A 12181-nucleotide genomic window follows, 5' to 3' on the forward strand; every position below is an offset into this window, starting at 1 on the left:
GCGCCGGCTTCAGCGGAGGACGGCCAGCCCGTCCACCGCGCGCACCCCTTCTCCTTCCGGCAGGACGAAGAGGGGGTTGATCTCCGCCTCCATCAGCCGCTCCCCCGCCGCCCCAGCCATGGCGGCGAAGGCGAGGATGGCGTCTACCAGCGCCGGCACGTCGGCTGGGGGTGCGCCGCGGTAGCCTCGCAGCAGGGGGGCGGTGCGCAGTTCCGCGACCATCCCCTCCGCGTCGGCGCGGGTGATGGGCAGCAGGCGCAGCGCGGTGTCGCCCAGCAGCTCCGCCGCTACCCCGCCCATGCCCAGCAGCAGCGCGGCGCCGAGCTGCGGGTCGCGGTGGAAGCCGAGGATCAGCTCCACGCCGCCGCGCACCATCTCCTGCACGAGGAAGCCCTCGGGCGCGGGGGCGCCGGCAGCACGCAGCCGTTCCAGCATGGTGGCGGCGGCCTCAGGCAGGGCGGCGGGCGGCAGGCCCACGGCCACGCCGCCGAGGTCGCTCTTGTGCGGGATGTCGCGGGAGAGAACCTTCAATACCACGCGCTCCCCCAGGCCTTCGGCGGCGGCGATGGTGCCGGCAGGGTCGCTCGCCACCGCCTCCCGCGCCACGGGCAGGCCGAAGCGGGCGAAGAGGGCCTTGCTCTCGGCCTCGTTCAGCGGCCCGGCCGGCAGGGCGGCGATGGCAGGGTCGGGCGCCGCGGGCGGGCGCGGCGCGGGGGGCACCGGCCGCGGCTGCAGGGCCGCGAGGACGGAGGCGGTGGCCTCGGGCGCGGTGAAGGCGGGGATGCCCTGCCCGTTCAGCAGCTGCGTCACCTCCGGCGCGTGCGGGCTGACATAGCAGAGGATGGGCTTCTCGCCCCGCGCCTGGCACTCCACCACCGCGTCCGAGGCAAGGGTCGGCTGGGCAAGAGCGGAGGAGCCGACGATCACCACGGTGGCGTCGAAGGACGGGCTCTCCTGCAAGGCGTCGATCGCGCCGCGGAGCAGGTCGGGCCGCAGGCCCGCGAGCGTCAGGTCCAGCGGGTTGCGCCCGGCCGAGGCCGCCTCCCCCGTCAGCGCGGCGAGGCGCGCGGCGGTCGGGGCGTCGGGAACCGGCACGTCGAAGCCGGCCAGGCCGAGGCTGTCCGCCACCAGCGTTCCCGCCCCGCCCGTGGAGGTGAGGATCGCCACGCGCTTCCCCGCCGCCCGACGGCCAGGCGCGAGGGCGGCGGGGATGTCCAGCAGATCCGCGAAGGTCTCGGCCCGGATCACGCCGCACTGGCGGAACAGCGCGTCGTAGACGCGGTCCGCGCCCGCCAGCGCGCCGGTGTGGGAACTGGCGGAGCGGGCGCCGGATTCGGAGCGGCCGACCTTGAACACCACGATGGGCTTGTTCATCGCGGCTGCCCGCAGCGCCACCTGCCGGAAGACCTCGGGGCGCCGCAGTCCCTCCATGTAGACGGCAATAACGCGGGTGGCCTCGTCGTCCAGCAGGTGCTCGATGAGATCGGTGCTGTCGAGGTCGGCTTCGTTGCCGGTCGAGGCGAGCTTCGCGAAGCCGACGCCGCGGTCCGTCGCGCGAGAGAGCAGCGCGCCGAGGATGCCGCCGCTCTGCGACACGACGGAGATGGCGCCCGCGCGGAGGTTCCCCATCTCCAGCGCACCGGTGGCGGAGAGGGTGATCCGGTCCGTGAGGTTCACCAAACCGATCGTGTTGGGGCCGAGCAGGCGCATCGAGCCCGCCGCCTCCTTCAGCGCCACCTGGCGGCGCGCCCCTTCCTCATCCGTCTCGCCGTAGCCACTCGCGAGAACGATGGCGGCCGCGGTGCCCCGCGCAGCGAGGTCGCGCACGGCGGCTTCCGCGCGCTCGGGGCCGAGGAGCACGATGGCGGCGTCCGGTGCCTCCGGCAGCGAGGCGACGTCGGGGTAGCAGGTCAGGCCCGCGATTTCCGTCACGCGCGGGTTCACCGGGTAGATCGCGCCCGTGAAGCCGTGCTTGCGGAGGTAGCCGACCGGCCGTCCCGTCATCTTCGTCGCGTCGGCCGAGGCGCCGATGACGGCGACGCTGCGGGGGGCGAGAAGGCGCGCGATGGCGTTCACGACGAGCCCTCCTTCCGCTTCGCGCTGCGCTCCAGGAAGGCGGCGACGGAGTCGAGGTGGTCCTGGGATGAATAGCAGATTGCCTGGGCCTGGCTGCCCAAGGAGAAGACTTGCTCCATGCTCAGCTCGAAGCTCTGGTCGAGGATGGTCTTGCTGAGCGCGACCGCTCCGGGCGCGTTCCTCGACAGCTCGGCCGCCCAGCCCTGCGCCTCCGCCACCAGCGCCTCGGGCGCGGCCACGCGGTCGATCATGCCGATCCGCAGCGCCTCCTCCGGCTGCACCGTGCGGCCGGAGAAAATGAGTTCCTTCGCGCGGGAGAGGCCGACGCGGCGCGGCAGGAAATAAAGGCCGCCGCCGTCGGGGATCAGGCCGCGCAAGACGTAGCTCATCGCCATTGTTGCTGCCTCGGAGGCGACAACGAAGTCGCAGCAGAGTGCGAGGTCGCAGCCGAGGCCGGTCGCCGCGCCGTTCACCGCCGCGATGGTCGGCTTGGGCAGGGTGTGCAGCGCCGAGAGCATGTGGTGCGTGCGGTGCTGCCGCCGCCAGCCGTTGATGCCGATCATCCCCTGCGGCGCGCTCAGCCGCTGCTGCATGCCCTTCACGTCGCCGCCCGAGCAGAAGCCCTTGCCGCTGCCGGTGACGACGAGGGCGCGAATGCTCTCCTCCTTTGCCACGTAGTCCAGCGCGTCGAGCATCTCGTAGCGCATGGGGTCGTCGATGGCGTTGCGCGCCTGGGGGCGGTTCAGCGTCAGCGTGGCCACGGGGCCTTCCGCGGTCAGGACGATGGCGTTGTAGGTCTTCACGGCTGTCTCCGGGCGGGCATCAGGCGGCCCGCGGTTGGGGTGTCAGCGGGTGCGGCAGCGGCCGGCCGGCCTCGAAGGCGCGCAGCGCGGCCACCGCCCCCTGAAAGTAGAGGCGATAGTTCTCGGCGGTGACGTAGCCGAGATGCGGGGTCAGGATGGTGCGCGGTGCCCGCAGGAGAGGATGGTCCGGCGGCATCGGCTCGATGTCGTGCACGTCGATGGCGGCGCCGCCGAGATGGCCGGATTCAAGCGCCACCAGCAGCGCCGCCTGGTCCACCAGCCCCGCCCGCGCGGTGTTCACGAGCAGCGCTCCCGGTCGCATCGCCGCCAGCTCCGCCGCGCCGAGCGTGTTGCGAGACCGCTCGCTGAGGACGAGGTGAAGCGTCACGATGTCGGCCGCGGCCAGCAGTGCCGCCTTCTCCACGCGGCGCACGCCCGCGTCGGCGGCGGCGTCCTCGGTCAGGTTGCTGCTCCAGGCGATGACCTCCATGCCGAAGGCGCGGCCGAGGGTGGCGACTTGGCGGCCGAGCTTGCCCAAGCCGACCACGCCGAGCGTCGCCCCCTGCAGGCTGCGTCCCGGCCCGGTCTGCCACTGCCCCACCCGCAGCGCCGCGTCCTCGAAGGGCACGCGCCGCGCGAGGGAGAGGATGAGCGCCCAGGTCATCTCCACTGTCGGCGTGTCGAGGGAGGGCGTGCCGCAGGCGGCGATGCCGCGTGCCCCGAGGGCCGCGAGGTCCAGCAGCCGGTTCTTCGCCCCGGTGGTGACGACCAGCCGCAGATCCGGAAGGCGGGCGATGAGGGAGGCGGGAAAAGGCGTGCGCTCGCGGATGAGGACCACCGCGTCGAACCCGGCCAGCCGCTCGGCCAGCGCCGCCTCCTCCGCCATGTGGTCGGGGAAGAAGGTGACGGGCAGGCCGGACCAGTCGGCCGCCGCGTGCGCGGCGGCGCCGAAATCGTCGAGCACCGCGATGCGGCGCAGCGGCACGTCCCCTACTCCGCCTTGATGTTGGCGCGGCGCACCACGTCCGCCCAGCGCTCACGGTCCTCGGCGAGGAAGCGGGCGTAGTCGGCGGGGGTAGGGCTCGGCTGTACCTCAACGCCCTCATCCAGCAGGCGGCGAGCGATCTCGGGGTCGGCCAGCGTCGCGTTCAACGCCCTGTGCAACCGGGTCACGCGGTCCGCCGGCATGTCCTTCGGCCCGGCGATGCCGTACCAGGTGGAGGAGAGGATGGTCGGGAAACCCTCCTCTCCCGTGGTGGGGATGTTCGGCATCACGGAGGACCGGGCGCCCGCGGCCAGGGCGATGGCGCGTAGGGCGCCGGACTCGATATGCGGCTTCAGCGGGGCGAGCGCATTGGTGATCATGCTCAGCCGCCCCGCCAGCACGTCCGTCAGAGCAGGACCCGTGCCGCGATAGGGCACGTGTTCCATCTGCACGCCGAGGGTCAATGCGATCATGGCCGGCAGCACGTGGCCGGTGGTGCCGACGCCGGGGGAGCCGTAGGTGAGCGGCGGGTTCGCCCTCTTCGCGACCTCCTGCAGTTCCCGCAGGTTGCGGGCGGGGACGGAGGGGTTAAGGCAGATGACGTTGGGCGCCTGCCCGATGAAGCCGACGGGCGTGAAGTCCGCGACCACGTCATAGGGCACGCGCGGCTGCACGAGGCTGCTGATGAGAAAGCTGCCGCTGCCGGCGAGCAGCAGGTCGTAGCCCTCCGTCCTCGACTTCGCGACGAGATCGTTACCGATCAGTCCGCCCGCGCCGCCGCGGTTCTCCACAACGAAGGTCTGGCCCAGCCGCTGGCCCATGCCCTCGGCTACCAGCCGCCCCACCACGTCGTTGCTGCCGCCGGTGGCGAATGGGATCACGAGGCGGACGGGGCGGTCAGGGTAGCGCTCCTGGGCGCGGGCGGGGCGGATCAGGCCCGGCATGGCCAGCGCGGGCAGCACAAGGGCGGGCAGGGTCAGGGCGGCACGGCGGCGCATGGGCATTCCTCCTCCCCGGGATCTGTCCCGGTGGCTTTCCTGCCGGTGTGGCCGGCGGCCCCGTCGCTCGGGGGAGGCGGAGCATGCGCTCAGGCCGAGGCGCCCGGCCAGGGAGGAATGGTTGCCCCTCCCCAACCCAGGGTTATGCTGGCGCATGGCAAATGACGTGCCTTCCCTCGCCTCCCTCCATGCCTTCGTGCTGGTAGCGGAAACCGGCAGCCTCAGTGCGGCGGCCGCGCGGCTGAACGTCACCCAGCCCGCCGTGAGCAAGCGGCTGCGGGAGCTGGAGGCTCGGCTGGGCGTGCCGCTACTCCGGCGCGGCGCCAACCTCGTCCGGCTCACCGAGGCGGGCGCGGCCTATGCGGAGGCGCTGGGCGAGGGTTTCGCCCGCATCCGGGCGGCGACCGCCGCCTTGCCGGGGGGATCGCGGCCGGTGCGGGTGCTCGCCTATACCACTTGGGCGCTGCGCTGGCTGATCCCGCGCCTGGCGGGTTTCCGCACGGCGCATCCGGGGGTGGAAGTGGAGGTCTCCACATCGACCGACGCGCATGCAGCGAGCGATGCACGGGCGGATGTGGCCGTGCGCACCTCCCCCGCTGACACGCCGCCCGCCCCGGGCGCGCTGCGGCTGCAGCCGGTGCTGCTTGCGCCCTTCGCCGCGCCCGCCCTCGCGCGCGGGCGGTCGCTCGCGGGGCTGCGGCTCCTCGCCAGCCGCGTCCGGCCGAACGACTGGGCGCTGTGGCACGCGGCGCACGGGTTGGCGCCCGCTTCGGCACCGCTGGTCTTTGAGAGCACCACCCTGGCCATCCAGGCGGCGATGGAGGGCATGGGGGCGGTCATCTGCTCCCCCGCTTTCGTCGAGCGCGAGTTGCGCCGCCGCACCCTGCGACGGTTGGCGCCCGACACCATCCCAGCCGGGGACCACTACTGGCTCATCCGCCCCGTCGGCCCCCTGCGCCCGGCTGTGGCCGCCTTCACGGACTGGCTGTTGGAGGAGGTGGCGGAGCCTAGCTGCCCACCTTGAGCGTGGAGACGAGGCCGCGCAGCAGGGCGAGGATCGAGAGCGGCGTAAGCTTGCCCGTGCGCGGGTTGGTCTCGCTCGGCACCCCCTCCACGGTCATGGTCAGGCGGGCGGCGCCGGCTTCGGCGTGGATGGTGTGGGTGTTGCGAGGCAGGCCGGGCACGGCCCAGATCTCCACTGTGGTGCGCTCCGGCCCAATGCCGGCCAGGGCGAGGGCGGCGGCGACGTTCACGTTGGCGGGGAAGCCGCGCGCCGCCTCCAATGCGTTGCCCTTGAAGACAAGGGTCGGTTCCGTCACCGCGCCCATGTCGAGGCCCTTCTCCGCGAGGTAGGGCGCGCCCTCCAGCCCGCGCGGCGGCTTGCGAGTCTCGATGGTCACGCTCTCCACCGGCCCTTCCGCCACGGCGCGAATGGCGTCCAGGCCGAGCAGGGCGCCGGTGGGCACCAGGATGCGGGCGCCGGTGCGGCGCGCCTCCTCCACGAGATGCATGCGGGGTAGCAGCGCGCCGACCGAGGCCGGGACGAAGAGGCGGCTGCGGGCAATGGCGGGGCGCGCCACCTCCTCGAAGACGGCGGCCGGGGCGCATTCCACGACGATCTCCGCCTCGTCCGCGAGGGCGGCGAGGGGAACGAGCTTCGGGCGATGGGCGAAGCCGGCGAGGTTCGCCTCGGCCTTCGCAGAGTCGCGGGCTGAGACGGCAACAAGGCGCAGCCCTTCCGGCTGCGCGTCCAGCAGCCGGGCGAGTTCCAGGCCGATGGCGCCCAGGCCCGCGATCGCGACAGTCTTCTCCACGGGGATCTCCTCAGGGAACCGGCGAGAGGCCGCCATCGACGTTGATGGCGGTGCCGGTGACGTATTCGCCGGCTGCGGAGACGAGCGCCAGGGCCATGGCGGCGAACTCCTCAGCCCGGCCCATGCGCCCCATGGGGATGGCGCGGCCGGCCTCCTCCTTCCACTCCTCGTAGGTCTGGCCAGCGGGGTCGGCGGCGTGGCGGCGCACCCACTGGTCGCTGTCGATCTTGCCGACGAGCAGGGCGTTCACGTTGATACCGAGCGAGGCCCCCTCCCCCGCCAGCACCTTCATCAGGGCGAGACCGGCAGCGCGGGAGACGGCGGTGGGCGCCCCGCCCGCGGGCGGCGCCTTGGCCCCGGTGTTCAGCACATTGATTACCCGCCCGAAGCGCCGCTCCGCCATACCCGGCCAGGCGAGGCGGGTGAGGCGGATGGCGGCGAAGAGCTTCAGGTCGAGGTCGGCCTGCCAGTCCGCGTCGGTGATCTGGGTGAAGGGCGCGCGGCGGGAGGTGCCGGCGTTGTTGACGAGGATGTCCACGCCGCCCAGCCCCGCCTCGGCCGCGGCGAAGGCGCGCTCGCAGCCCTCGGCGGTGGCGAGGTCTGCCTGGACTGGGACGCTGGCAGGGAGGGAGGCGGCGGCCTCGGCGAGGGGCCCCTCCTCCCGCGCGACGATGGCAACGCGGGCGCCGGCCTCGGTGAAGGCGCGGGCCATGGCGAGGCCGAGCCCGCGCGAGCCGCCGGTGACCAGGGCGCGTCGCCCTTCGAGGCTGAGATGCAAGGCCGTTCCTCCGATCCTTCGCGGCGCCAGTCGTGAAGGATGCGGCGCGGCTGTCAACCGGGAGGACTGGAAGGGAAAGGGGAGATGGGCGACCTACGGGGCTCGAACCCGTGACATCCACGACCACAACGTGGCGCTCTACCAACTGAGCTAAGGCCGCCATACCGCCGGAACCAAAGGTTCCGGCAACCGACCGGGAGTTCCGGCCGGCGGCGCGGTTTAGGGTGCCGGACGGGCTCCCGTCAACGGGTGTAATGGCGAGCCGGGGTCAGCCGGCCGCGCGCACTGCCCCGCGGGCGCCCTTCCAGGCGGCGAGGCGGCCCAGTGCCTCGTCCAGAACAGCGTCGGCCTTGCAGAAGGCAAAGCGGGCATAGTGATTCGGCGCCCCCTCCCCCGCGTAGAAGGCCGAGACGGGGATGGCCGTGACCTTCGCGGCCTCGGTGATGTGGCGGCAGAAGGCGACGTCGTCCCCGGCGAAGCCGAGCGGGCGGAAGTCGGCCGTCACAAAATAGGAGCCCTGGGTGGGCAGCACCCCGAAGCCGAGTGCCGAGAGCCCGGCCGCCAGCCGGTCCCGCTTGGCCCCGAGCGAGGCGGAGAGGCCTGCGAAATAGGCGTCGTCCAGCCCGAGGCCGACGGCCACCGCCCGCTGCAGGTTCGGCGGCGTGGTGAAGGTGAGGAGCTGATGCGCCTTGGCGACGTTGGGCGCGAGGGAGCGATCGGCCGTGACGTAGCCGACCTTCCAGCCCGTCAGGCTGAAGGTCTTGCCGGCGCTGCCGATGCGCATGCAGCGCTCCCGCATGCCCGGCAGGGTCATCAGCGGGATGTGGGACCAGCCGTCGAAGGTCAGGTGCTCATAGACCTCGTCGCAGATCGCGTAGGCGCCGTGGCGCTGGACCAGGTCGGCAATGAAGGCGAGTTCGGCTGTCGTGAAGACCTTGCCGGTCGGGTTCATGGGGGAGTTGAGCAGGATCGCCTTCGTGCGCGGGCCGAAGGCGGCGGCCAGCTCGGCCCGGGGCAGTTCCCACTTCGGGGGCGTGAGGCGCACTAGCTTCGGGATGGCGCCGAGCATCCGCACCACCGGCAGATAGGTGTCGTAAAGCGGCTCGATCAGCACGCACTCGTCGCCGGGGTCGAGGACGGCCATAAGGCTGGCGGTGATCGCCTCGGTCGCGCCGGAGGTGACCACGACCTCGGAGGCCGGGTCGATCTCGAGCCCGTAGAAGCGCCGGTTCGCGGCCGCCACCGCGGCGCGAAGCTCCGGCACGCCGGTCAGCGGCGGGTACTGGTTGCGATGGTCCATGAGGGCGTCAGCGGCGGCGCGCAGCACCGGCTCCGGCCCCTCGTAGTCCGGGAAGCCCTGGCCGAGATTGATCGCCCCGTGCTCCACGGCGAGTGCCGACATCACGGTGAAGACGGTCGTCCCGGTTCCGGAGAGAAGGGCGTTCTGCGGCTTGAGGGACGGATGGGAGGGGGCGTTCATGCTCGGCCTGGACGTTCCGGAGGGGGGCGGCGGTGCGGGTTCCGCGCGGATCGGGCCCGGGAGGGGTTCGAACCCATGATGGGGTGAGGCGCCTTCTGGCGCAATCGCGCCTGGGCGAATTGCCTAATAAATGGGCAAACTGCCCCTTCTCCCCTTCCCTCAAGGGAGGGGCTTTCCAGAATCGCCCGGCTGCGGCATTGCCCGGGCGGCACGGGCCGTGCAACGTCCGCCGGCCAGCGGCCCTCGCTACGGGGTCGCGGCCAAGACGCGGGAGGAGCGGGGTGCCCCGAACCCCGCGGGATACGGAGCCGATGAAAAAGATCGAAGCGATCATCAAGCCCTTCAAGCTCGACGAGGTGAAGGACGCGCTGCACGAGATCGGGTTGCAGGGCCTGACCGTGGTCGAGGCCAAGGGTTTCGGCCGACAGAAGGGGCACACCGAACTCTACCGCGGCGCGGAGTACGTCGTGGACTTCCTGCCGAAGGTGAAGATCGAGGTGATCTGCTCCGACGACCTGGCCGAGCGCGCCGTGGAGGCGATCACCGCCGCCGCGCGCACGGGGCGGATCGGCGACGGCAAGATCTTCATCACCGAGGTGCAGGACGTGGTGCGGATCCGCACCGGGGAGCGCGGCGAGGAAGCCGTGTAGCAGCTCTCCCGCCCGCTGGCCCAAGGGGGCGCGGGCGGGCCAGGCGGGGCAGGAACGGTCCCGCAAGTTTAACGCGTTTCAGCCGAATAGGGGCCATCGAATGGCGAATAGTAAGGAAAGCGTCTCCAAGGTGATGGAGATGATCAAGGAGAACAGCGTCGAGTACGTGGACTTCCGGTTCACGGACCCGAAGGGCAAGTGGCAGCACACCGCCCAGCACGTCTCCACCATCGAGGAGGACACCTTCTCCGAGGGGATCATGTTCGACGGCTCCTCGATCGCCGGCTGGAAGGCGATCAACGAGTCCGACATGATCCTCATGCCGGACACGCTGAATGCTTGCATGGACCCCTTCAGCGCGAAGCCGCAGCTGATCCTCTTCTGCGACATCATCGAGCCCTCGACTGGCCAGCTCTACTCGCGCGACCCGCGCGGCACGGCGAAGAAGGCCGAGGCCTACCTCAAGTCCTCCGGCATCGGCGACACCGCCTTCTTCGGCCCCGAGGCCGAGTTCTTCGTGTTTGATGACGTGAAGTTCGGCACGGGCGGCAACTACGGCATGTACCGCCTCGAGAGCGGTGAGGGCCCCGGCGCCTCCATGAAGGAGTTCCCGGAGGGGAACATGGGCCACCGCCCCGGCGTGAAGGGCGGCTACTTCCCGGTGAACCCTGTGGACTCCGAGGTGGACCTGCGCGCCGAGATGCTCTCCACGATGATGGAGATGGGCGTCCTCGGCGAGAAGCACCACCATGAGGTGGCGCAGAGCCAGCACGAGCTCGGCACCAAGTTCGGCCCGCTGATCACCCAGGCCGACCACATGCAGATCTACAAGTACTGCATCCACAACGTCGCGCATTCCTACGGGAAGACGGCGACCTTCATGCCGAAGCCGGTCTATGGCGACAACGGCTCTGGCATGCACGTGCACCAGTCCATCTGGAAGGACGGCAAGCCGCTCTTCGCCGGCAACGGCTACGCGGACCTGTCCGACCACGCGCTGTGGTACATCGGCGGCATCATCAAGCACGCGAAGTCGCTGAACGCCTTCACCAACCCGCTGACCAACTCCTACAAGCGGCTGATCCCGGGCTTCGAGGCCCCCGTGCTGCTGGCCTACTCGGCCCGCAATCGCTCCGCCTCCTGCCGCATCCCCTACGCGACGAGCCCGAAGGCCAAGCGTGTCGAGGTGCGGTTCCCGGATCCGGGCGCGAACCCCTACCTCGCCTTCGCCGCGATGCTGATGGCGGGCCTGGACGGGATCAAGAACAAGATCCACCCGGGCGAGCCGATGGACAAGGACCTCTATGACCTGCCGCCGGAGGAGCTGAAGGGCATCCCGACCGTCTGCGGTTCGCTGCGCGAGGCCCTGCAGTCCCTCGAGGCCGACCACGAGTACCTGCTGGCCGGCGACGTGTTCTCCAAGGATCAGATCGAGAGCTACATCGAGCTGAAGTGGCAGGACGTGTACCGGTTCGAGCACACCCCGCACCCGGTCGAGTTCGAGATGTACTACTCGGTCTGAGCCACGTCGCTCACGGCTGATCGCCTGGGGGGGCGGCCCGCGTCGAGAGACGCGGGCCGTTCCTTTTTTCGGGCCCGCAATGGGTCGGGAGAGGGTGGGTCAGGAGAGCTTGATGCCGGCGGCGCGGATGAGCGTGCCCAGCCGGGCGCTCTCCGTCTCCATGAAGCGGGTGAACTCGGCGGCGGTGCTGCCGACGCCCTGCACCTCCATGCCGCGCAGGCGGACGCGCACCTCCTCCGTGGCCAGCGCGGCGACAACCGCCGCCTGCAACCGCGCCACCCGCTCGGGCGGTGTCGCGGCCGGGGAGAAGAGGCCGCAGATGTCGGAGAGGGCGAGGTCGGGAATGCCGCATTCCGCGCCCGTTGGCACGTCCGGCAGGCTCGGGATGCGCTCGGCGGTCACGGCCATCAGGGGGCGGGCGCCGGCGGCCAGGGCGGGCTGCAGCGTGCCGACAGAGTTAAAGCTCGCCTCCACCACTCCGGCCGCGAGGTCGCGCGCCGCGTCGGCGCCGCCACGATACGGGATGTGCTCCAGCCGGATGCCGGTGCGGAGCTGCAGCAGCTCCGCCGCCATGTGCTGCGCGGTCGCGTTGCCAGGCGTGCCGTAGGCGATGGGCTCCGGCCGCTGGCGGGCGAGAGCGAGGAAGCCCGCCGCGTCCCTCACCGGAAAGTCCCTCCGCACCGCGAGTACGGTCGGGAAGAGCACGACCAGGCTGACGGGGGCGAAGGCCGTCGCGTAGTCGAAGGGCAGGCCGCTGAAGAGGTGCGGGTTGGAGGCCTGCGTGAGCGTGGAGAGAAGGACGGTTTGCCCGTCCGGCGACGCGGCGGCGACGAAGGCGGCGGCGTTGGTGCCGCTCGCGCCGCTGCGGTTCTCCACCACGACTGTTTGGCCCAGCGCGGCACCCATGGCGGGCGCGATCAGCCGCGCAACGGTATCGGCCGCGCCGCCGGGGGCGAAGCCCACCATCAGGCGGAGCGGACGTGCGGAGGCGGGCTGAGCCCGCAGTGCGGCGGGCGTGGCGAGCCCTGCGCCGGCGAGGATGACGCGGCGGGGGAGCGAAGGGCGGACCATTGCG

Annotated in this window: 11 protein-coding genes and 1 tRNA gene; 3 read left to right on the plus strand and 9 right to left on the minus strand. The window is 71.7% G+C overall.

Features of this window, described 5'->3' with window-relative positions; all coding sequences use genetic code 11:
- Positions 1–9 precede the first annotated feature (9 nt).
- From BO39_RS21900 to BO39_RS21915, 4 genes are read right to left on the minus strand one after another with little or no spacing between them, the layout of a single operon-like run.
- On the minus strand, positions 10–2076 hold the full coding sequence (locus BO39_RS21900) for an acetate--CoA ligase family protein (protein ID WP_043837503.1): 2067 nt from the start codon (positions 2074–2076) through the stop codon (positions 10–12).
- The gene (locus tag BO39_RS21905; protein WP_052402443.1) at positions 2073–2879 is read right to left on the minus strand and encodes an enoyl-CoA hydratase/isomerase family protein; all 807 of its coding nucleotides are present in this window, start codon (positions 2877–2879) and stop codon (positions 2073–2075) included. Before BO39_RS21905 ends, BO39_RS21900 begins: the two co-directional genes overlap by 4 nt.
- Before the next feature lie 19 nt (positions 2880–2898).
- Positions 2899–3864 (minus strand): D-2-hydroxyacid dehydrogenase family protein, encoded by a 966-nt coding sequence (locus BO39_RS21910; protein WP_245615332.1) that lies wholly within the window; start codon positions 3862–3864, stop codon positions 2899–2901.
- A gap of 5 nt (positions 3865–3869) precedes the next feature.
- Positions 3870–4862, minus strand: a complete 993-nt coding sequence (locus BO39_RS21915; RefSeq protein ID WP_043837598.1) for a Bug family tripartite tricarboxylate transporter substrate binding protein — start codon at positions 4860–4862, stop codon at positions 3870–3872.
- Between the two features lie 154 nt (positions 4863–5016).
- On the opposite strand from BO39_RS21915, the gene BO39_RS21920 reads away from it, so the two are divergent.
- Positions 5017–5886: a LysR family transcriptional regulator gene (locus BO39_RS21920; protein WP_043837504.1), complete on the plus strand. Its 870-nt coding sequence runs from the start codon at positions 5017–5019 to the stop codon at positions 5884–5886.
- On the opposite strand, the gene BO39_RS21925 is transcribed toward BO39_RS21920, so the two are convergent.
- The 4 genes from BO39_RS21925 to BO39_RS21940 form a co-directional block, all read right to left on the minus strand.
- A complete protein-coding gene (locus BO39_RS21925; protein WP_245615334.1) occupies positions 5870–6676 on the minus strand; it encodes an aspartate dehydrogenase in 807 nt (268 codons plus the stop codon). The genes BO39_RS21920 and BO39_RS21925 overlap by 17 nt on opposite strands.
- A 10-nt stretch (positions 6677–6686) precedes the next feature.
- Positions 6687–7454, minus strand: coding sequence for an SDR family oxidoreductase (locus BO39_RS21930; protein WP_043837509.1), 768 nt, complete (start codon positions 7452–7454; stop codon positions 6687–6689).
- An 87-nt stretch (positions 7455–7541) separates the two neighbouring features.
- Positions 7542–7614: transfer RNA gene (locus BO39_RS21935), tRNA-His, on the minus strand.
- Between the two features lie 108 nt (positions 7615–7722).
- Positions 7723–8934 (minus strand): aminotransferase, encoded by a 1212-nt coding sequence (locus BO39_RS21940; RefSeq protein WP_043837511.1) that lies wholly within the window; start codon positions 8932–8934, stop codon positions 7723–7725.
- 311 nt (positions 8935–9245) lie between these two features.
- On the opposite strand from BO39_RS21940, the gene BO39_RS21945 reads away from it, so the two are divergent.
- Together BO39_RS21945 and glnA are read left to right on the plus strand one after the other, a co-directional pair.
- On the plus strand, positions 9246–9584 hold the full coding sequence (locus BO39_RS21945; RefSeq protein ID WP_043837514.1) for a P-II family nitrogen regulator: 339 nt from the start codon (positions 9246–9248) through the stop codon (positions 9582–9584).
- A gap of 100 nt (positions 9585–9684) precedes the next feature.
- Positions 9685–11106 carry a type I glutamate--ammonia ligase gene (gene glnA, locus BO39_RS21950; protein ID WP_043837516.1) on the plus strand — a complete coding sequence of 474 codons (1422 nt, stop codon included), beginning with the start codon at positions 9685–9687 and terminating at the stop codon, positions 11104–11106.
- Between the two features lie 99 nt (positions 11107–11205).
- Here the strand turns inward: glnA and BO39_RS21955 are convergent, their stop codons facing one another.
- The gene (locus tag BO39_RS21955; protein WP_043837518.1) at positions 11206–12177 is read right to left on the minus strand and encodes a Bug family tripartite tricarboxylate transporter substrate binding protein; all 972 of its coding nucleotides are present in this window, start codon (positions 12175–12177) and stop codon (positions 11206–11208) included.
- Between the last annotated feature and the right edge of the window lie 4 nt (positions 12178–12181).

The sequence above is a fragment of the Roseomonas aerilata DSM 19363 genome (assembly GCF_000711725.1).
Taxonomy (GTDB): domain Bacteria; phylum Pseudomonadota; class Alphaproteobacteria; order Acetobacterales; family Acetobacteraceae; genus Roseomonas; species Roseomonas aerilata.